General features: G+C 38.2%; 17 protein-coding genes. 4 read left to right on the top strand and 13 right to left on the bottom strand.

The genetic code is table 11. From position 1 onward, the window contains the following. Positions 1–63: 63 nt before the first annotated feature. From SJY37_RS05570 to SJY37_RS05560, 3 genes are all read right to left on the bottom strand, one after another. Positions 64–2,361: a S9 family peptidase gene (locus SJY37_RS05570; RefSeq protein ID WP_298323099.1), complete on the bottom strand. Its 2,298-nt coding sequence runs from the start codon at positions 2,359–2,361 to the stop codon at positions 64–66. A 196-nt stretch (positions 2,362–2,557) separates the two neighbouring features. Further along, on the bottom strand, positions 2,558–2,965 hold the full coding sequence (locus SJY37_RS05565; RefSeq protein ID WP_298323101.1) for a hypothetical protein: 408 nt from the start codon (positions 2,963–2,965) through the stop codon (positions 2,558–2,560). 235 nt (positions 2,966–3,200) lie between these two features. Further along, positions 3,201–4,928 (bottom strand): helix-turn-helix domain-containing protein, encoded by a 1,728-nt coding sequence (locus SJY37_RS05560; protein ID WP_298323103.1) that lies wholly within the window; start codon positions 4,926–4,928, stop codon positions 3,201–3,203. 272 nt (positions 4,929–5,200) lie between these two features. On the opposite strand from SJY37_RS05560, the gene SJY37_RS05555 reads away from it, so the two are divergent. Continuing rightward, entirely contained in the window at positions 5,201–6,613 is a 1,413-nt protein-coding gene (locus SJY37_RS05555) for a Gfo/Idh/MocA family protein (protein WP_298323105.1), read from the top strand. 312 nt (positions 6,614–6,925) lie between these two features. Here SJY37_RS05555 and SJY37_RS05550 read toward each other — a convergent pair whose 3' ends face one another. From SJY37_RS05550 to SJY37_RS05515, 8 genes are all read right to left on the bottom strand, one after another. Then, positions 6,926–7,696, bottom strand: coding sequence for an enoyl-CoA hydratase/isomerase family protein (locus tag SJY37_RS05550; RefSeq protein ID WP_298323108.1), 771 nt, complete (start codon positions 7,694–7,696; stop codon positions 6,926–6,928). 63 nt (positions 7,697–7,759) lie between these two features. Then, positions 7,760–9,208, bottom strand: a complete 1,449-nt coding sequence (locus tag SJY37_RS05545; protein ID WP_298323110.1) for a PAS domain-containing sensor histidine kinase — start codon at positions 9,206–9,208, stop codon at positions 7,760–7,762. Then, the gene (locus SJY37_RS05540) at positions 9,208–9,759 is read right to left on the bottom strand and encodes a CopD family protein (RefSeq protein WP_298323112.1); all 552 of its coding nucleotides are present in this window, start codon (positions 9,757–9,759) and stop codon (positions 9,208–9,210) included. The genes SJY37_RS05545 and SJY37_RS05540 overlap by 1 nt, the downstream gene beginning before the upstream one ends. Next, the gene (locus SJY37_RS05535) at positions 9,759–10,052 is read right to left on the bottom strand and encodes a type II toxin-antitoxin system RelE/ParE family toxin (RefSeq protein ID WP_379952870.1); all 294 of its coding nucleotides are present in this window, start codon (positions 10,050–10,052) and stop codon (positions 9,759–9,761) included. The genes SJY37_RS05540 and SJY37_RS05535 overlap by 1 nt, the downstream gene beginning before the upstream one ends. Beyond that, positions 10,037–10,273, bottom strand: coding sequence for a hypothetical protein (locus SJY37_RS05530; RefSeq protein WP_298323116.1), 237 nt, complete (start codon positions 10,271–10,273; stop codon positions 10,037–10,039). Before SJY37_RS05530 ends, SJY37_RS05535 begins: the two co-directional genes overlap by 16 nt. A 121-nt stretch (positions 10,274–10,394) precedes the next feature. Then, positions 10,395–13,502 (bottom strand): glycosyl hydrolase, encoded by a 3,108-nt coding sequence (locus SJY37_RS05525; protein ID WP_298323117.1) that lies wholly within the window; start codon positions 13,500–13,502, stop codon positions 10,395–10,397. A 235-nt stretch (positions 13,503–13,737) separates the two neighbouring features. Then, entirely contained in the window at positions 13,738–14,337 is a 600-nt protein-coding gene (locus SJY37_RS05520; protein ID WP_013750533.1) for a hypothetical protein, read from the bottom strand. A 165-nt stretch (positions 14,338–14,502) separates the two neighbouring features. Further along, on the bottom strand, positions 14,503–15,885 hold the full coding sequence (locus SJY37_RS05515) for an MATE family efflux transporter (RefSeq protein WP_298323119.1): 1,383 nt from the start codon (positions 15,883–15,885) through the stop codon (positions 14,503–14,505). A gap of 234 nt (positions 15,886–16,119) precedes the next feature. Between SJY37_RS05515 and SJY37_RS05510 the strand changes: the two genes are divergently transcribed. Beyond that, positions 16,120–16,455, top strand: coding sequence for a hypothetical protein (locus SJY37_RS05510; protein WP_379952869.1), 336 nt, complete (start codon positions 16,120–16,122; stop codon positions 16,453–16,455). A 56-nt stretch (positions 16,456–16,511) separates the two neighbouring features. On the opposite strand, the gene hemH is transcribed toward SJY37_RS05510, so the two are convergent. Both hemH and SJY37_RS05500 read right to left on the bottom strand, forming a co-directional pair. Continuing rightward, positions 16,512–17,552: a ferrochelatase gene (hemH, locus tag SJY37_RS05505; RefSeq protein ID WP_298323123.1), complete on the bottom strand. Its 1,041-nt coding sequence runs from the start codon at positions 17,550–17,552 to the stop codon at positions 16,512–16,514. 120 nt (positions 17,553–17,672) lie between these two features. Beyond that, positions 17,673–18,563, bottom strand: coding sequence for a helix-turn-helix transcriptional regulator (locus SJY37_RS05500; protein WP_108877570.1), 891 nt, complete (start codon positions 18,561–18,563; stop codon positions 17,673–17,675). 210 nt (positions 18,564–18,773) lie between these two features. Here SJY37_RS05500 and hemA point away from each other — a divergent pair, with 210 nt between their 5' ends. Further along, the gene (gene hemA / locus SJY37_RS05495) at positions 18,774–20,018 is read left to right on the top strand and encodes a glutamyl-tRNA reductase (RefSeq protein WP_298323130.1); all 1,245 of its coding nucleotides are present in this window, start codon (positions 18,774–18,776) and stop codon (positions 20,016–20,018) included. Continuing rightward, positions 20,011–20,925, top strand: coding sequence for a hydroxymethylbilane synthase (hemC, locus tag SJY37_RS05490; RefSeq protein ID WP_298323133.1), 915 nt, complete (start codon positions 20,011–20,013; stop codon positions 20,923–20,925). The genes hemA and hemC overlap by 8 nt, the downstream gene beginning before the upstream one ends. Positions 20,926–20,927: the final 2 nt, after the last annotated feature.

Below are 20,927 nucleotides of genomic sequence, written 5' to 3'. Positions count from 1 at the left end.
CTGAATGTCATTTGACATTCAGGGTTTTTTTATTCAAATTTTCGCGAAAGCGTAAAATATAATCTACTTTTTAAGAGCAACAACTTCTTCTTGTTTTAAGTGCTCTGCGAAAAAGCCCATCATTGCTTTATACAATTCTAGCGTGTTTTCCTCTTTACCAAAACCGTGACCCTCATCATACTTCACCATGTATGGCACCTCAACTCCGCGAGTTCTTAACTGCTCCACAATTTGATCTGCCTCGTCTATATTTACTCGAGGATCATTTGCTCCTTGCACCACAAATAGTGGCTTTACAATCTTATCTACATGTAAGGCTGGAGAAATCTCATCCATGATTTTCTTCTCATCTGGCTTGTTAGGATTGTACCAGATGGTATGCAACATATCACGGTACTTCTCCCAGTATGCCGGGATAGTTTCCATAAAAGTATGCAAGTTACTCACACCTACATAATCTACACCGCAAGCATATTTTTCTGGTGTTTTGGTCATTCCGCGTAGTACGGCATATCCACCGTGACTCGCACCATAAATGGCAACTTTATCTTTGTCAATCTGTCCGAGGGAAACTGCATAATCTACACCATCTTCTACATCATCCATCGCTTTACGACCTATTTGTCCAAAACCAGAGGTGTAAAACTCCTTACCATATCCGCCAGAAATTCTAAAGTTTACGGCTAGCGTAGCATACCCTCGGCTTGCAAATAATTGTGCTTCTGGGTTGAAACCCCAGCTATCACGTATTCCTTGCGGTCCTCCATGCGGATTTACAATCATAGGCACTTTTTGACCTTCTTTAACTCCATTAGGCATGGTAAGATACCCGTGTAATGTAATCCCATCACGACTCTTAAAAGTGATAGGAGTCATTGCAGCCATATCTTGCTCCTCAAGCTGAGGAAGAATTTTATACAGTAACGTTACCGTATCCTCTTCCACATCATAGAGGTGATACTCGCCTATAATGCGATCGCTCGTCACCACCACCATCATTTTACTTTCGTCATCTGTGCGTCCTACTACATAGAAATCTTTGTCGCCAAAATCTTTCTGCAAACGCTTTTGCACCTTTTTATAGGTGTCACTTACAGGTACGATAACCGCTTTCTCACCATTGTGCGAAAAATAATCAATCTCGTAGTTACGCTTTCGCGAAAGCGTGATTCCGCTCACATCATACGTCTCATCCTTGTACATGGTTGCCAGCACCTTATTTGCTCGCAAGTCATAACGCTGAATCTCGATTTTATCTGTCTCAAGATTTGAAACCACATAAGCCGCATCTGGATTATCTGAAGCATAATCAAAACGACTGATACCGAAAGTTTCTCCAAAAGGGACTTCCATTATTTTTACAAACTCACCGTCTATATTGTAAAGCAACTCCATGTCTACCCCATTGATAATTCGTGAGATTGCACGTAAGTTTCCATGCTTGTCAAAATCGTATCCTGCTACCGGTGCATCTCCCTCATGTACGGTGTACAGCTTCTCAATAGTACCCGTGTTGATGTTTAATTTATAAGGCTCCTCTTGTGCTGGGTTGTCCTTATTCATCTGCACGATAACGTGATCTTTGTCTTCTTTAAGAACAGCTAGTACGGCTACGCGCACCTCATCAAAAGGTGTTAACTCTTCATTACCGCTACCGTCTAGATTTACTCCAAAAAGATGGTAGTTTTCATTACCTCCTTTATCTTGAGAATACACAATGCGATCTTCGCTCGCCCAGAAGTAGCTACGTATTAAATCTTCCTGCTGTTCTACGAGCTTGATTTCAGTTTGAGTAGTCGTATTTTTTAGAAAAAGATCTCTTTTTCCATCTTCTCTACGCTTCATGTACGACAAGTACTTTCCATCTGGTGAAAGTTTAAACGCATACGCTTCTGGCGTCTGGAAGTAATCTTCTACTTTATATTTAAAATCCCCATCTTCTTGAGCAATAAGCTTTGCAAGTGCCTCGCTCGATGACGGTAATGTTGTATTTCCTGGGAGTATTTTTTCTGTTTTCATTAATTGTAATGGATAGTCAGTACCTAGCTGAGTGTAGGTTCCTGAGATGTTATCATTTGTAATAGTCCCAAGATAGCTCATTTTTAGTTTTGCACTTGTTATAGAAATCTTATTTTCTTCAAGTGTGGCGCTATCCATAGCTATTCCAGACGCTCCTTGCATAGGTACATCCATGGTTGCCGTAAGATTGCCATCTACAGTTTCAAAATTATAAATAAGTTCAATTTCAACTCCTTGAGCAGTTATAGTCCCTGCATAAGATCCTGTGAGTTGTTGTGCGACTGCTTGCTGCGCACAAATGCCTATTAAGAGACTTATGATATACTTGATTATTGTGGTCATAATGATTGATATTAATAATTAGAAATATGAATAAGAAATAGTATCGCAAAGCCTGTTAAGACTCCTATGGCGAGTTTGCCCATTTGTACAAATCGATCTGTGTTTATTGTTGGTTTCATAATTGTTGATTTTTGATGATTAGATGGTTAATTGATTTTATCTAGGAGTATGTATTAAGCGTCATCGCTAGTTGTTATCACTGCACCACACCATTTTTTATGGTAATAGTTTCATGTTTTTCTGCTCCTACAAACTCTAGTTTAAGAAGGTCAAGTTGTTCATAACCTTCTACTTCTTCTAGGAGTGCTAGATTGAGACGCGCTACTTCCTTGTACAAATTATCGTAAGTGCAATTTTTGAGTTCATATTCGGCTGTTTCGGTAGATACACCATCTTCTTTGCTAAAGTGGATCCCCTTTGTGTAGATAAAAGAAGTCACAGACTCGCACTCGCAGTGATCTAGAAGTACTGCTTGAATTGCGTCAGACTTATCTGCACTTAAAGCATCTTTAGCGCCGCTTATAGCTCCTGCGATAAATACCCCTGCAAATAATCCCAAAACAAGTAAGAGTATATACTTAATTACTTTTTTTAATGATGTCATAATGTTCGGCTTTTAGAATTGATATGTGATTGATTTCTAAAACCAAAGATGTGGTAAGATTAGCCTATATAAAAGAGTAGCTACCCGATTTTAGGAAAATTAGGGTAGTATATAATCGCCGTAAATCACTGCTACAACTGGCTTTAATGAATATATGCACGCTTTCGCGAAAGCAAAAAAAATCTAACCCCAATTTTATAAATTTAGGGTTTGATCATGAAGAAAAAGTGAAATTTTAAGCTGCCTCGTTGAGCTTTTTAATATAGAATGAAGGAAGAAGTCCTGTATCTTTTTTGAAGTACTTTGTAAACGAATCTGCACTTTTATATCCTAATTCTGTAGCTATCGAACTTATGGTATAATTGCGAAATTTTGGATCTTGCTTCAATCTTTTGATAGCATAATTAATACGCAAATCATTTATGTAAGTGCTAAAGTTTTTACCAAACTGAGCATTAATCACCTTAGATAGGTATGTCGTATTCGTTTTAATACGCTTTGCTACATTAGGTGCGCTGCAGGCTGGGTGTAAGAAATAGTGTTGCTCTTCCAATTTTTTAAGACCGTCTAGTATAAGTTGTGTAGTCTCTGGATTTACATCTAAGGTCGTTTGTTCTTCTAGCACCTCATCCTTAGTGTCAATAATATTTTCAGACTCCTTTGCCGCCGAAACTTTAGCCTCAAGAATATTGAATTTGTCCTCATTTTCTTTTCTCTTTTTATTGCTGCGAAAGAGACCATAAACAAGTACGAGAATAATAAGTGCTCCAGCTATACCTCCATACAGAAGTAGGTTCTCCTTTTGAGATTTTTGCTTTGAAAGTTCAATAAGCTCTTTTTGAAATTCTTTAATTTCCTGTTTCCTAAAAGAGTTTGAAAGTCCGCTTCTCAGGTCATTAGATTTGCTAGTGGTATTGAGGTGCTTCTCAAGAAAATAGTTTGCGCTATCTACCATACCAACGTTTTTATAAGCCTTAGCAAGTGTTTTATAATAGTCTGCCATAAACTTCTCCTCTGCAGGAGTAACCCTATAGGTTTTCAACCCTTTATTTAAGACGTTAATTGCTTCTTTGTATTTTTTATTACCCAGATATATCGCTCCCTTAGTATTACTCCATCTCAAACTATCTAAGGCAGACTTTGGACGGCAGTATTCTGTTGATTTCTTGAGATAAATACTTGCTTCATCAAAATCGTTTTTATCTACTAGCGTATTTGCTTTAAGTTCAAAAGCGGTACTTATGTAACAACTATCTACAGGTAAAAATATAATTTCTTCCGCTCGATTTATATATAGCAATGTCGAGTCTAAGCGACGCGCCTTACGATGAGCCATAGCGATATTAAGATTAAAAGATATTTTGAGTTCGCGTCTTGTAATTATCTTCTTGTCTATTCTAATATTCTCGTCAGATACGCTGCGTAGTCCTCTTCTTAATATTTCTATGGCACCGTCATAATCTTCCATGTTGCCTTTTATCCAGCCCAGAGTATTAGTAATACCAAATGCTGTTGCATAATCCTCTTCTTGATACGCTAGCTCTAATGCTTTGTAATAAGAATCTATGCTTTTGGTAATTAGAAAGTTTGAATCATAAACAACCGCTTTAGTAACATGAGCTCTAAGTGCAAGTTCGTTAAGCTCATTAGCCTCTGCAATAGTAATGGCTGTGTCTAATGCTGCAATACTCTCTTCTACCTCTCCCTTAATCCCAATGAGAAAACCATATCGACCATACCCAAAACTAATTTCTTCTTGATTATTTTCTATAATCGCTCGGTTTTTATGGTACTTAGTAACCTCTATCGCGCGCAGAGTATCCTTTTTATTCTTCAACTCGGTTAGTATAACCTCTCTCAACTCATCATAACTAGTGGTAGCAAGAGTGTCCTGCTGTGCAATAGCCGCAGAAGCACCGAGAATAAGTACAAAAAAAAGAAAAAGGTATAAAGACTTAGTCATATGGTATGAGTGTAACAAGGCTTAACAATGTTACAACATCTCAAATATAAGTAAAGCTTAGGGTATCCATTTACACAAACCGAACTACCACTTATCTGTTTCACAAAGGCATCCCTATTTTACAAAAACCTCATGCCTTATAGATCAGATCTGACAACCACTTAAAAATCTCTTGTTAGTTTCCGCTTTCGCGAAAGCGCAACAACCCCTATTAAACATTATATCCAATTGATTTTTAATATCTTTAGGAGAGATTCAAACAAGCAACCCTTATGAAACGTCGTTCCTTTCTTCAAAAAAGTGCTGCAGCTAGTGCTGCTTTTACTATCGTCCCTAGCTTTGTGCTAGGTGGAAATCACGTGCCTCCTTCCGACACCTTATATATCGCCGCAATAGGTGTGGGTGGTCGTGGCGGTGGCGTGGTAAATGATCTTACAAACTATGGTAAAGTGAAGTTTGTGGCTATGTGTGACGTAGATGATAAGATGGGTGCTGCGAGCTACGCCATGCATCCTAAAGCCAAAACTTATAGAGACTTTAGAAAGTTGTACGATAATCATATTAAGGAAGTAGATGCTGTAATGGTGGGAACACCAGATCACACGCATGCTACCATCGCATTACCTTTTATGCGTGAGAATAAACATGCCTATGTAGAGAAGCCTCTTACGCATAACATTTACGAAGCTCGCTTAATGGCAACCGTAGCACAACAACAAGGCATTGTAACCCAGATGGGAAACCAAGGAGCTTCTGGCGATGGGATTAGAATAGCGCAGGAATGGATTAACTCCGGAGTAATTGGCACTGTATCCCGCGTAGATTGCTGGACAAACAGACCCGTGTGGCCACAAGGATTTAAATACATAACAGAAGGACATCCAGTGCCCGAAAACCTAGATTGGGATTTATGGCTAGGGCCTGCTTCATACCGTGCTTATAATGAGAATTACCTACCATTTAAGTGGAGAGGTTTTTGGGATTTTGGTACAGGAGCCATGGGAGATATGGGTTGTCACATTATGGAAACTCCATTTAAAGCATTAAACTTAGGTTTTCCTTATGAAGCCGAGGCTAGTTGTACGAGCATCTGGTCTGGTGATTTTGTGGAGGCAGATTACCGCGAGGCTTGCCCACCAAGTTCTATAGTACGATTAAAGTTTAACTCGCCTACGCAAGGTGACGTGGGCCTAAACTGGTATGATGGTGGAATTATGCCGGATTTACCTAGCGAACTAGGAGAAGGAGAGAAGCCAGGTGATGGCGGTGGTGGTAGCATTTTTTACGGTAGCGATGGCATTATGGTTACAGATACCTATAGTGCAAACCCGCGACTACTACCTAGCGAGCGTATGAACGATATGGCGGAAATACCGCAAACTATAAAAAGGGTAACCACAGGTCATGCTGGAGAGTGGGTTGAGGCGTGTATTAATGGCGGTATTACATCATCACCATTTTCTTATGGAGGGCCGCTTACAGAAGCTGTACTCATGGGCAATCTTGCGATTAAAGCTTACCAACACAAAGAATTGAAAGAAGGTAAAAAATCAGGAGACTGGGATCCGTATAATTATCCTGGACGTCGTACGATTAAGTGGGACGGAGATAATATGCGTGTAACTAATTATGAGGAAGCAAATGCTTGGGTGAAGCGTGACTACCGCGAGGGATGGGAGTTATAATTATTTCATTTAAAAACAAAAAAATCCGCAATCATACGATTGCGGATTTTTTATGGAAATAAATAAAATGACCTATTTTGCTTTTTTCTCTCTCTTTTCTGCTTTTTTCTCTTTGGCAGTTTTAGTAGGTTCTTTCTTCACGTTCTTCTTTGAATCTTTACTCTTTGCCATAATACCTGATTTTAAATAGTTGTTTTTAAATAATCATCCATTTCAGTATCCCAATCTATTTATCAAGAACGTAGCGTTGTGATTATTTTATCTAAAGATAGACGAACCTCTAAATTTATAACGAGATATTACTCTCTCTTTCTAAAACTCAGCCTTTCTCTTCTCAAGAAATGCCGTGGTTCCTTCTATGAATTGGTCGGTTCCAAAACAACCTCCAAATTCTTCAATTTCTGTATCATACCCGTCTACACCGTCTTCATAACCTGCATTTACAGCATTAATTGCCGCTGCGATTGCCATAGGTGAGTTACGCATGATTTTACCTCCTAACTTTTCTGCAAGTGGTAACAATTCTTCTTGTGCAACAATATGATTGATAAGACCGTAATCAAGTGCAGTATTTGCGTCTATCATTCCTGCAGTCATAATCATCTCCATAGCACGTCCTTTACCTACTAGTTGTGGTAAGCGCTGTGTACCACCATATCCAGGGATAACTCCTAGGCCTACTTCTGGCAGTCCCATACGTGCATTATCACTAGCTATTCTAAAATGTGCCGCCATCGCAAGTTCTAGTCCGCCACCTAGTGCAAAACCATTAATTGCAGCAATGACAGGTGTACCCATATCTGCTACATAATCAAATAGCATTTCTTGTCCCATGCGAGCAAGTTCTGCCCCTTCAGACTCTGAGAAATTTGCAAACTCAGAGATATCTGCTCCTGCTACAAAAGCTTTTTCGCCAGAACCGGTTATAATTGCAACGCGTACGGTTGCATCTTCTTCCGCTTTCGCGAAAGCGTTATGAAGTTCCTCAATAGTCTCTTTGTTTAAAGCATTAAGCTTAGATGGACGATTGATTGTGATGGTAGTGATACCGTTTTCTGTAGTTGAAAGAATATTATTGTACATAGTACTATGTTGATTTTTAATGTTGGTTCGTATAAAGCCTCAATCGCTATGCCTTGAGACGTCTTATTTTGGAAAAACAACCTTAAAAATGGTTCCTTTTCCTTCTTCTGAAGTAAAGGTAATACTTCCATTATAGGTCTCCATAATATTTTTTACCATTGCTAGTCCTAGTCCCATCCCACTTGATTTGGTAGTGAATTTAGGTTCGAATATTTTAGCTTCATTTTCTTTTGTAATGCCAGTTCCATTATCTATAACACTAATCTCGACCTTAGTATCTAGCTCTTGTACTGCTACGATAATATTAGGATTATCTGTGTCTTTTGTAGCTTGTACTGCATTCTTTACGAGATTAGTAACCACGCGAATCAGTTGCGTCCTGTCAAAATTTGCAAACAGCTCTTCCTTTTCACTAGAGAAATAGATGTAACGCTCATTAAATATATCTACGGAAAGCTTTACAATATTAGGCACATTAAGAATCTCGCTTTGCTGCGCTGGCATGTCTGCAAAGTTCGAAAAAGCACTAGCAATACTACTCATCGTGTCAATTTGCTGAATAAGTGTCTTGCTGTATTCCTTAATTTTGCCGTGAACCTCTGGATCTTCTGGGTCAAAACGGCGCTCAAAACTCTGCACCGTAAGTCGCATAGGCGTAAGTGGATTTTTAATCTCATGAGCCACCTGCTTTGCCATCTCTCTCCAAGCGGCTTCTCGTTCATTTTGTGCAAGCTTCACAGCACTGCCTTCTAGCTCATCAATCATACGATTATAGGCATTGACCAATGTTGTAAGTTCTGATGGGAGCTCTGTAGTATCTATTTTCTCGTTACGTTTGTCTAGTTGAGTTTCTTTGATATTATCCTCTACCGTTTTTAAGGTCTTAGTAATATACCTAGCCAGAAAATACGCTAGTAGAATAGCTGTGATAACCATCAATATATTTACAACCACAAGACGCCATAAAATCTCACGAAGCTCCTTATTGATAAAAGCCTCGCTATCTTCATACTCGATTTCTAATATAGCAAGTGGCTTATATTTGGGATCGTTTATAAATGAGTATGAAAGCTGCTGTGATACTTCTCCATCTAGCTGATTTACGTATCTCTTTTCTTCAGATTCTTCAAGATTTTGAAGTGTTTCTAGACAAAGCTTCTTTTGTTCTGGGCTATCAAATAGTTGATCCTTTGATGATATCAATGGCTCTCCCTCAAGGTCATACATACTGATGTTCTCACCTTGTATACTTGCAATCTCATAGATCTTTTCTTTAAAGATATATGGGATTTTTTCGGTTTTGAGTTCGTAGCTCGTATTATTCAACACAAAATCTATCGTCTTTCTTATGGAAGACTCCTTGCGCTCTAATCGCTCCTCATTATAATCTCTTATCTGCTCTTTATATTGAAAATAAGTGACCCCTGCTATCATTAAAAAGGCAATCAATACCAGCATGAGCATGGAGGTAAAGATCTTTGTTCCTAGTGAGGTACGATTAAAAGTGAGCATTAAGCATTTGGGTTTTTATCTTGTATTTTCTTATACAATTTAATGCCTAACATCAACAATACTGCCAAACCTACGAGGCCTAGCATTCCAAAAATCCAATTGGTTGTACTTTTTGTGACTGCTAGAAAAACCACTGCAAATAAGATAAGCGTTGCGCCTTCATTCCACAGTCTCATCTGGCCGGATGAGTATTTAAAAACTCCCTCTTGTAAACTTCTGTGTATACGCCAACTTTTCCAATGATATAAAAATAGGAGTACTATGAATGCTAATTTAATATGCATCCACGGAGCACTAAAAAGACCAGGGTTTACATAAAACATCAAGCTCCCAAAAATCACAGTGAGCACCATAGAAGGCCCTGTAATTATCTTCCAAAGGCGATGTGCCATTAAGCCAAGTTGCTTGCCAAGTATTTCTTTAACTGGCGACGGTTTTCCACTAGCTTCTATCTGATATACAAAAAGACGCGGCATGTAAAACAAACCTGCAAACCAAGTGACTACGAAGATGATGTGTAGGGATTTAAAATAAGGGTAGTATTCTGCCATTAGTATTTAGGGAGTTTCTTAGTACTTTGAAAAGCTAATATTCTTACTTCATTAATATGTTGTAAGACCTCGTAAGCTATAAAATTATTTTTATCTACAACCTCTTTATGAACCTCTATTACTGTTGATGAAAGAGGAAAACTTAATGGATTTGAGGAAATCGTTTTTACCGTAGCAGAAATAGCAATATCTAATTTTAAAATTTCTTTTGAAGTCCATTCTTGTTCAAGATAAAAAATAACATCTTGAAGACCTTCTTTCGCGTTAAGCGTCCACGTTACTTTATACGCCATTTATCAAAAACATTCATTACCTCATCGTGCGGAATCAATAAACCCTCATCTGCTTGCTTTTTTCCAAGCTCAATAGCTGCTCTTTCTTCGTTACTTAAATTACCCCACCAATCTGTAGGAGCCTCTTCATCAAGAATGCTCTTTATTTTATACAAAGTGCCCTCCTCTTTCACTTTAAGTAAGAGTTCTACGAGTTTGATTTTAGTTGCATCTAAGTCCATAATAGTGGCTTTCTAACAAAGATAAAGGAAATTATGATATGAGGATTTTAAGGTAATAGTGCACAAAACAATAAAGGCGCAGAATTTCTTCTGCGCCTTTCAAATAATAAAATTACTCTACCTACTCCTTTGCATCCTCCACAAAAAGGTAATCTAACTGTAAGCTATTAAACTCGTCATTAAACTTAGTTACCTCTGCATCTAGCATTGTGTCAAATGCATCAAGCTGTGTATTGATTGCTGCCGTAAGTTCATTTTTTACAGCTACGTCTTGATCTGTAGGTCCAAAATCTCCCATACCCACAAGGCTATTTAAGTGCCCTAGTTTGTTTGTTAACTTAATAGGGAAGTTAAGTGGATCTTGTCCTGAGCGATTCTTCGTCTGGTATAGTTCTTTCTCAATCTTACCAAACTCTTCCTGCATTGTTTTTGCTTTCTCACGCAAATCTGCAGTACGTTCATCGTCTTTGTATTGCGTAGTAAACGACTTGAGCTGATTATTAATTTTCTTAATCTTTTTTATGCTTTGGTGTGCTCTGTCTACGGATTTATTTACATCAGATATAAAATCATGTTGCTTTTGCATATCTGCTACCGTAGCCTCTGCATTTGGATTTGCAACTACCTCAAAAGTTTCTGTTTGCACCTCACCATTAACATTAAGAGCTACTTTATAATTTCCAGGTACTGCTTTAGGTCCATCGAGACTTGCCCACCATAATACCATTTTATCAAGCTTTTCGGCTCCATCTGTGCGCGTGTTCCATGCAAACATGTTACCACCTTTCTTAGCTTTTAGCTTTTCACCTTTTTTCTTAGCTCCTGTGCTAAACGACTTGAGCGTATCACCAGCCATCGTCATATAAGATAGCGTTACGGTATCTCTCTTAGTGTCAAAATCTTTTAAGTTGAAGTAAGTCATTACACCACCTGGATGATTAGTTCCAGCAGTCAGGCTTGATTTTCCACCGTTTCCGCCCATTCTGTAGGTTGGTTTTGGCTTAAATAATTTGTTTGTTCCCGCTTTCGCGAAAGCGGACTGATGCAACATCCCAAGGTCATCTATAATCCAAAGACTACGTCCTTGTGTTGCTACTATGAGGTTATCATCCTTAATCGTAAGGTCTGTAATAGGAACGATAGGCAAGTTAAGTTGGAACGATTTCCAGTTTTTACCATCGTCAAAACTGATGTACATTCCCGCTTCTGTACCGGCGTATAATAATCCCTTTTGCTTAGGATCCTCTCGCACTACACGTGTAAAATGCTCTGCTGGTATACCATTGGTGATCTTTTTCCACGTCTTTCCGTAGTCTGTCGTTTTATATAAATAAGGAGCAAAATCACCTAATTTGTAGCGTGTTCCAGCTACATAAGCTGTTCCTTCTTCAAAAGCAGAAGGCTCCACACTATTGATCATCATATTTGCTGGCATGCCTTTAGGAGTTACGTTTTCCCAAGATTGTCCTCCATTACGAGTAACGTGTACCAGACCATCATCACTACCTACATATAATAACCCTTCCTTCATAGGAGACTCTGCTGCTGCAAAAATGGTACAGTAATACTCTACAGAGGTATTGTCTTGTGTGATAGGCCCTCCAGAAGATTTCATTTTTTCTGGATCATTTGTGGTAAGGTCACCACTTATTACTTCCCAGCTTTGACCTTCATTTTCACTCACGTGCACGCTTTGTGAGAATGTGTACAACCTGTTAGAATTATGTTTTGAGAAAATGATAGGAAAATTCCACTGGAAGCGGTATTTCATGTCCTCCACACCATGTCCCATTGGGTTATCTGGCCATACAGACACGCTTCGTACCGTGTTTTTCTCGTGGTTTACACGCGTAAGAAATCCGTCATAACTACCTCCATAAACAATCTCATTATCCTCTGGATCTACCGCAATATGTGCCGACTCTCCTCCCGCGGTGCTTTCCCAGTCTGTTTCTCCTATAGATCCACCTTCTGTTCTGTGTGGGATACGTATTGTACTATTATCTTGTTGTGCGACGTAAATTCTATATGGAAAAGCATTATCCGTGGTCACACGGTAAAACTGAGCCGTAGGCTGATTCATATATGTACTCCAAGAGCGCCCACCATCATAAGATACTTGCGCGCCACCGTCATCACCTATAATCATACGGTTAGGATCTTCTGGAGCTATCCATAAATCGTGGTGATCTCCGTGTGGTGCGTTGTGTGTACTAAATGTTTTACCTCCATCTGTAGATTTGTGGTAACGCACGTTTAATACATACACCGTATTCTCATCCTTAGTATCTGCATATAGACGTGTGTAATACCAAGCACGCTGGCGCAATTTGCGCTCATCGTTTATTTTTTTCCATGTTGTTCCTGCATCTGTAGATGTGTATAAACCACCTTCTTCTTGGTTTTCTACCATTGCATATAGTCGGTTACTGTTTGCTGGTGAAACAGTAATTCCCATAATCCCCAAGATACCTTCGGCAAAACCATCATTTGTAGAAATCTCTTTCCACGTTTCACCACTATCTGTACTTTTCCATACGGCAGATCCTTCTCCACCAGAACTTAAACTGTACGGCGTTCTTCGAGCATTCCACGTAGTAGCGTACAGTACTCTTGGGTTGTTTGAATCTATAATTAAGTCTACAACACCACTATCTGCGTTTGAGAAAAGTGTTTTTCTCCACGTCTTACCACCGTCTGTACTTTTATAAACGCCACGCTCTTGTGTAGGTTTATAGATGTTACCTAAAACCCCTGCATATACAATATCAGAATTAGTAGGATGCACACGTATTCTAGGTACGTGACGGCTGTTTTTGAGACCCGACTGTATCCAAGTTTTTCCTGCATCTTCAGACTTCCAGATACCATATCCAGAAGATACGTTACCTCTTAGTGTTTTCTCACCACCACCTACGTAGATAACGTTTGGGTCAGATTTTGAAACCTCAACAGCTCCTATACTACCTCCAAAATAGCCATCGGAGATATTTTCCCATTCTTTACCACCATCTGTAGTGCGCCACACACCGCCACCAGTACTTCCCATATAAAATAAGTCAGGCTGACCTGGCACTCCAGTAACGGCAGCACTTCGACCACCTCGGAAAGGGCCAATGAGTCTATACTCTAAAGCTTCGTAAGTAGAGGGGTCTGGTGTTTGTGCGAACGTATCAAAAGATAGTACTGAACACACTGCCAGTAATAGGTAGCATAATTTTGTCTTCATTTGGATTGTGTTTGTTATAGCTAAGAAAATTACACAATTCTCTATGAAGTAAGAAGTAACGATGAGTTTTTAACGCTTTCGCGAAAAACTGATTAATCTAAGACCTTGGTCCTGATACTAAAGTCATGTTAATTTCTATAATTTTATTTTTCTAACTAAAAAAAATGATATTTATATCAAAAAGATAATTAAAAAGCAAAAGAATAAGTTGGCGCGAAAAATCTTTTGAATTAAACTATGATTTCATTTCAATAAAATCTTTGAGAAATTCTATCTCATTTAATTCTCTGTTAGGTGTTTTTTTAAGTTTTTTGAGAAGGATTGCATTGTCTTTTACTAACTTTTTCAAAAACTTCTTACTTAAAATACTTAATTTTCCAGTATTCATATCTAGAATGCCATTGTATTCGTATGTGTTACCATTCCCAATATTATAACCTCTATAAATAGCATATTCGTTACTTAAAAAAGTTAATTCAAAATAATTAACATAATTAAAAAAAAGATAATTCTCTCGAGGTATATATACTTTACCATTCTTGCAGACTGCAAAAAGAGATTTATGCTTTTTACCCAAACGAGACTTTTCTTTTTTTGAATTAAATACAAATTTTGCAGCTGGTATTCTTAGAGTTTTCCACAAAGCCAATTTGACTTTTACAGTGTCTCTTTTAAATTCTCCTAAAATTGGCAGACTAGGTTCATTTAATTTGAGTTCGGAGAATGTTTTGAACATACCTTCTTTCCATTCCCTGTTTACATAGCCAGGGTTCTGTGCAATTGTTATTAGTGGTAGCAAAAAAAGAAAGCATAGAGTAACAAGTAAATTTCTCATAATTTAATCTAGTAAGTTTACAAGCAATACAGATATTATAATATTTCAAGACCTTTGCGCTAATTTACAGAGTTTGTTTAGCTATGACAACGATTTGCAATGTTATAATTGAACTTTCACGACCCACCCATCTCGAACAGAGAAATTCTGGCAGTAAGCGTAACATCAATTAGTTACTACAACTAGATTTTTCTTCACATCTCTCCTCAGATAATAACCCGTAACCACTGTAGATAGTACATCTGCAATAGGAAATGCAATCCAAACGCCAAAAACCCCTAAGTAATTAGGTAATATCAATACAAGCGGAATTAAGAAAAAACCTTGTTTTGTAAGACTGAGTAATAATGCAGGGACGGCCTTACCAATCGCTTGGAAATAGACAGCACCTATTAATTGAATTACAATAACTGGTGTTGCCGCAAAAACCCATCTCAAAGCATCTGGTGTCCGATCCATAAGGATGTTATTATCTGCAATTGCCTGAGCATCTGCGTGGCTATCACTTATAAACCAAGAGACAAAGAAATCTGGAACTACCATAATAATGATAAAAATGGCGAGTGCTAATCCTCCTGCGTATATGATAGATGTTTTAATAGTTTCTCGCACCCTATCATATTGATTTGCGCCATAATTATAGCTGGCGATAGGCATAAAACCTTGTGTAACCCCTATCACGGGAAACAGTGCAAACATTAACATCCTACTTATAATCCCATAACTGGCAACGTCTAGGGCGTCTCCATAATTGATTAGCACATTGTTAAGTAAAATAGTAAGCACAGATATCACTCCTTGACGTGCAAGGGTTACTGCGCTAAGTCCTGAGATTTCTGAGACAACTTTCTTTTTAAGTTTGAGACATTCGGCTACGATTCTTAGTTCGCTCTTGAATATGAAAAACCAAACGATAAATGCAAAGCATATAGCATAACTAATAAAAGTTGCCCAGGCAGCACCTTCCATGCCATAACCCAGTACATTTATGAGTACGTAGTCCATACCTATATTACCTATTGCAGGAAGAATCATAGCATACATAGCAAACTTAGGCTTGCCTTCTGCACGTATCACGTTATTACCCATCATGCACATAGCGAGCATGACAATGCCATAAAGCACAATACGATAATAAGTAAGCGCCATATCTTTAAAGGAGTCATCTGCTCCAAAAAACTCAATGAGCGTATCTTGAAATACGAGCCCTAAGACTGCTAGAAGCCCAGATACTAGAAAGGTAAGTGTGATCTGATTACCAAAAACACGAAGTGCCTTATCATCATCACCAGATCCTAAGGCGCGGGATAGTACAGAACTACCTCCTATACCTACTGCTAGCCCTATGGCTGCTATAAAAAATGTTACAGGAATAACAACTGTAATAGCACTAATTGCAAGAGGGCCTATCCATCTCCCTACAAAAATGGTATCTACAATCATATTGAGCGACATTACAAGTATTCCTATAGATGCAGGAACGGCTTGCTTAACCAATAGTTTTGAAATGGGCTCTGTGCCTAAGGCTGTAGAATTTTTATTTGCCAAGTTAATATTGAGTTTTAATACTAGTTGCTATGGTACAATTAAAATATTATTTAGTGTGTAGTTAACAGTCAATCAAATATATAATTCTTAAATTACCTACTATCCCTATTTAAACTGATGTTTTTCAAGACATTGAACCCCCCCCCAAACTAGTGCAACTATGGATGATTTACTACAAAAAAAGATCTCAATTTTGCTATAATTGAGTTTTACAAAACCTATGTGGTTTGTAAAATGAATGAAGGTATCGTTCTAGATGTTCCTAAAGCAATAGCTCTTCATGAGCAATCTCGCCCCTTCTACAACGGTTTAAAATATGGATTCATATTTGACAGAACCATTGATTATACAATCGACCCTATTGTTTATATACAGTGTCCTTATTATGCAGATATTAATGCAATGTTTGTGGTTGCACAAAAGTTTAACACGAAGCAGATAGTGCAGTTTGAGCAAAATTTTTCAAAATATAAACTCACTGTTTTTGATACCCTCGAGGAGGCTCAAAAAGAAATAAAGAAAGTGAAATTTGGTGAAAAATCACCACTCACAGAAGAACCGTTAAGGTAATTATATCAAGCAAAATTCACTTTCTATTACTTCAAGTAATGTATTTGTAGCTTTTATTAAGCTATAGCTTTACCACTTTCTACAAGTGCCCACTCATTTGCCCATTTGGCGATGAGCGCAGCCCAGTCATCTCGATCATTTATACAAGGAATGGTATGGAAATCCTTTCCTCCAGCTTCATGAAAGATTTCTTCACCTTCCATCGCAATTTCTTCTAAGGTCTCTAAGCAGTCTGAAACAAAAGCTGGTGTAGCAATTGCCATTTTCTTAAATCCTTCTTTTCCCATGCGCTCAATAGTACGATCTGTATAAGGTTGTAACCATGGATCAAAACCTAAACGAGACTGGAAACTAGTAGAAAACTTTAAAGGCTCCCATCCTAGATATTCTCCTACCATTCTAGTAGTCTCATAACACTGGTGCCTATAGCAAAATTCATGTGCTGCAGACTCAGACATACAACATGAACCATCAATTTTACAGTGTACCTTAGTTACATCACTTTTACGTATGTGGCGCTCAGGAACTCCGTGATAAGAAAATAACACGTGCTCATATTCTATACCCTCAAGACTCTCTGCAATAGAATCTCCTAATACTTTAATGTAATCTGCATCCTTGTAGAATGGTTTTACATCTGTAATTTTCATCTTTGGGAAAAACTCAGCTCTTAACTCCTCTGCAAGTACCGTAATGGTTTCTGTGGTTGCCATTGCATAATGAGGATATAGTGGTAATAACATTACCTCATCTACTCCTTGATCATGTAATTTCTGGAGTCCTTCTTTAATAGATAGAGACCCGTAACGCATCGCAATCTCAACAGGCAACTTTGTATGCTCTTGCACTTTTTTCTGAAGGCGCTGTGTAAGTACAATTAACGGTGATCCTTCATCCCACCATATTTTACTGTAAGCCTCTGCACTCTTCTTAGGACGTGTATTTAATATAATTCCCTTTACTAGTAATGCGCGTGCTGCATAAGGAACATCAATTACGCGTTCGTCCATTAAGAACTCGCCTAAATATTTTTTTACGTCTTTTGGGTCTGTACTATCTGGTGATCCCAGATTTACCATTAAAACTCCTTTGTTCATTTATTCTCAGTTTTTCCTTAACAAAAATACAGTATATCAATCGTATCATCCTCATGTTATCCATAAGACTTTATGATACTGGTATTGTCTTTTTATGCTTTCGCGAAAGCGTGATAACTTTTACCCTAAGCTCATTAAATACTTTTTTGGCGTAGTGCCAAATTTCTTTTTAAATGCCGTAATAAAGTGACTTGCGGTGCTGTAGCCTACCTTTAGCCCCACTTCGTTCACATTGTGGGATCCTGTTTCTAGCAGCTGGCGCGCAACTTCCATCTTATAGTCAAATAGAAAACTAAACACCGAATCTCCATAAATCTGCTTAAAGCCTTCTTTGAGCTTATTAAGTGATAAGCCTATCTCATCTGACAGTTCGCTTAATGTGGGTGGTGCATCCATTCTCGCGATAATAATTTGCTTAGCACGCTTTATTTTCTGCACATTATCCTCATCTACAAGGAAAGGACATTGCTCAATATCTGCATCTGCAGGACGATTAAAATATAGACTAAGCAGCTCATAAGCCTTTCCTTTAAAATATAATTTTTGGATAGAAGGATGCAGGCTGTAATTCATTAACTGATTAAGCACAATCGCCATACTAGGAGAAATGCTTCCATCTTTATAGTATTTACGATCTTTATTTTCATCACTCAAGAAGTGAATGAAACTCGCCTCGTTTGAAAATAAATTGTGAAACTTTTTAATAGACATCAAGAGTGTAACGACCCAAGTTTCTGGGGCTAGCTCTAAATTCATAGGTAAATCCCGCTGCGGATTGTAGAGTAATAATGAGTTTTCTTCTTGTATAGGTAGCTGATAAGCGCCATCATTAAAATTAAAAATAGCTGCCCCTTTCAAGCAAAAGTGAAACTGGATGTAACTACTATTTACCGTACGCTCAACTTGCTGTTTTTGAGCAGATTCATTATCAAATCTCAATATAAAAAAGCCATCCTCTATGAGGGTTTCATTAGTTAGGCTTTCAGCGTTGTTTTTTTGTGATACATCCATAGCAAAAGTAATTATTTTATTTAGAATCGCTCTAAATAAACAAAATAGCAAGGGCATCTACTTTACTGTAAACACTGTGCTTCATGTAAAATTACGTCTTCTATCGTTCATTTTACACCTTGTACGATATAAATGATACCGCTAGCGTTATTTTTTTAAGAAAGTGACTATTACTTTTGCGTCCCTGATAGTATCAGAGGAAATGAATATTTGCTTTTGAAAAGACAACGATTTTACGCCATAGGTATTAGTTACAAAAAAGCCGACGCAACTACGCGCGGTCATTTTGCAATATCTGAAACTGCTCAAGAGGCAATTCTTGAAGGTGCCAAAAATGAAGGAGTAACTGCTCTTACTGTTATTTCTACTTGCAATAGAACAGAGTTATACGGCTTTGCGCCAGACGCCATGACGCTTGTTAAAATTCTCTGCGAGCATACCCACGGAACCATTGAAGAATTTCTTGACGTTGCATATTTACATAAAGGCGACGATGCAATTGCACATCTCTTTAAAGTAGGGACTGGTCTTGATAGTCAGATTCTAGGTGACTTTGAGATCATTGGCCAACTCAAAATTGGTTTTAAGCGTGCTAAGAAATTACAACTTATCAATCCATTTATGGAGCGATTAGTAAATGCTGTTATCCAAGCTAGTAAACGTATTAAGAACGAGACAGAGATTTCCAGTGGAGCTACTTCTGTGAGCTTTGCAGCTGTTCAATATATTATGGCTCGCGTTCCTTATGTTTCAGATAAGAATATCCTTCTCTTTGGAACTGGAAAAATAGGTCGCAATACTTGTGAGAATTTAGTAAAGCATACCAAAAATGAGCATATCACGCTCATTAATAGAACTAAAGAAAAGGCAGAAAAAATTGCAGGTAAATTTAATTTACTCGTAAAGGAATATGCAGATATACAAAGTGAGATTGCACAAACGGACATCCTTGTAGTTGCTACAGGTGCTCAAAAACCTACTATAAGTAAAGAATTACTACACAGTAAAAAGCCATTACTTATTCTAGATCTCTCTATCCCTAAAAATGTGTCTAATGATGTAGAAGAGCTTGAGAATGTCACGCTCCTTCACTTAGACCAATTATCAAAAATGACAGACGCGACCTTAAAACGTCGCCAGGGTTATATTCCTCAAGCAGAAGCAATCATTGCAGAAATTACAGACGAGTTTAACGTGTGGTTACAAACTAGAAAGTTTGCTCCTACCATGAAGGCTCTCAAAGTAAGACTTCAAGAAGTACAAGCTGCAGAGATTGAAAATGTACGTAAGAAAACGCCAGATTTTAGCGAGGCCAGTGCAACTGCTATGAGTGACAAGATTATTCAAAAAATTACAAATCAGTTTGCGCATCATTTACGCAATGCAAACGGATCTACAGATCAAAGTATAGCACTTATACAATCTATATTTCAACTCGAAAACGACAATGAGTAAAACCATACGAATTGGTACTCGAGATAGCGAACTAGCACTCTGGCAAGCTAAAACCGTGCAATCACAACTAGAAGCAAACGGATACAAGACTGAACTTGTACCAGTAAAATCTACTGGAGATCTTATCTTAGATAAGCCACTCTACGAGTTAGGAATCACAGGTATTTTTACAAAAACGCTAGATGTTGCAATGCTTAACGGCACCGTTGACATTGCTGTACACAGCATGAAAGATGTTCCAACCGCATTGCCTATAGGGATTGTGCAAGCTGCAGTTCTCAAAAGAGCTGCAACTGAGGATATTCTTGTACATAAAGGAGCACCAGACTACAAACAACCATGCACAATTGCTACGGGAAGTTTAAGAAGACAGGCTCAATGGCTCAATAGATACCCTAACCATCAGACTACAGATTTACGTGGCAATGTAAATACACGACTTCAAAAACTAGAAGATAGTGACTGGACGGGTGCCATATTTGCAAAAGCTGGATTAGAACGTATTGAGGTACTTCCAAAAAATTATGAAGTACTAGACTGGATGCTTCCTGCACCAGCACAAGGAGCCATGCTCATTGTCGCAATGGAAGAGGATCAGTTTTGTCTAGATGCATGCGCCACACTAAACCACAAGCCTACGGCTTTGTGCACTTATATAGAACGTGAGTTTTTAAAAACATTAGAAGGTGGCTGTACAGCACCTATAGGAGCTCTTGCAGAAGAAATAGGAGAAGACATACGATTTAGGGGAGTATTATTCTCTCTAGATGGTGCCACAAAAATTGAAGTAGAGCAGGTTGTTTCAAAAGCAAATGCTGTTGGTTTTGGTACAGATTGCGCCCTTGATATTCTTGATGATGGAGGACGAGAGTTAATGAAGGAGATTAAGAGTAGTTTAAAAAAATGACC

This window comes from Dokdonia sp. R78006 (assembly GCF_042466145.1).
Taxonomy (GTDB): domain Bacteria; phylum Bacteroidota; class Bacteroidia; order Flavobacteriales; family Flavobacteriaceae; genus Dokdonia.
The sequence above is the reverse complement of the archived record's forward strand: the minus strand, read 5'-3'. Positions and strand labels throughout refer to the sequence as shown.

Excerpts from the sequence above, each read along its gene's own strand:
- SJY37_RS05570 (WP_298323099.1), bottom strand. The coding sequence starts at position 2,361 with ATGACCACAATAATCAAGTATATCATAAGTCTCTTAATAGGCATTTGT.
- SJY37_RS05565 (WP_298323101.1), bottom strand. The coding sequence starts at position 2,965 with ATGACATCATTAAAAAAAGTAATTAAGTATATACTCTTACTTGTTTTG.
- SJY37_RS05560 (WP_298323103.1), bottom strand. The coding sequence starts at position 4,928 with ATGACTAAGTCTTTATACCTTTTTCTTTTTTTTGTACTTATTCTCGGT.
- SJY37_RS05555 (WP_298323105.1), top strand. The coding sequence starts at position 5,201 with ATGAAACGTCGTTCCTTTCTTCAAAAAAGTGCTGCAGCTAGTGCTGCT.
- SJY37_RS05550 (WP_298323108.1), bottom strand. The coding sequence starts at position 7,696 with ATGTACAATAATATTCTTTCAACTACAGAAAACGGTATCACTACCATC.
- SJY37_RS05545 (WP_298323110.1), bottom strand. The coding sequence starts at position 9,208 with ATGCTCACTTTTAATCGTACCTCACTAGGAACAAAGATCTTTACCTCC.
- SJY37_RS05540 (WP_298323112.1), bottom strand. The coding sequence starts at position 9,759 with ATGGCAGAATACTACCCTTATTTTAAATCCCTACACATCATCTTCGTA.
- SJY37_RS05535 (WP_379952870.1), bottom strand. The coding sequence starts at position 10,052 with ATGGCGTATAAAGTAACGTGGACGCTTAACGCGAAAGAAGGTCTTCAA.
- SJY37_RS05530 (WP_298323116.1), bottom strand. The coding sequence starts at position 10,273 with ATGGACTTAGATGCAACTAAAATCAAACTCGTAGAACTCTTACTTAAA.
- SJY37_RS05525 (WP_298323117.1), bottom strand. The coding sequence starts at position 13,502 with ATGAAGACAAAATTATGCTACCTATTACTGGCAGTGTGTTCAGTACTA.
- SJY37_RS05520 (WP_013750533.1), bottom strand. The coding sequence starts at position 14,337 with ATGAGAAATTTACTTGTTACTCTATGCTTTCTTTTTTTGCTACCACTA.
- SJY37_RS05510 (WP_379952869.1), top strand. The coding sequence starts at position 16,120 with ATGAATGAAGGTATCGTTCTAGATGTTCCTAAAGCAATAGCTCTTCAT.
- hemH (WP_298323123.1), bottom strand. The coding sequence starts at position 17,552 with ATGAACAAAGGAGTTTTAATGGTAAATCTGGGATCACCAGATAGTACA.
- SJY37_RS05500 (WP_108877570.1), bottom strand. The coding sequence starts at position 18,563 with ATGGATGTATCACAAAAAAACAACGCTGAAAGCCTAACTAATGAAACC.
- hemC (WP_298323133.1), top strand. The coding sequence starts at position 20,011 with ATGAGTAAAACCATACGAATTGGTACTCGAGATAGCGAACTAGCACTC.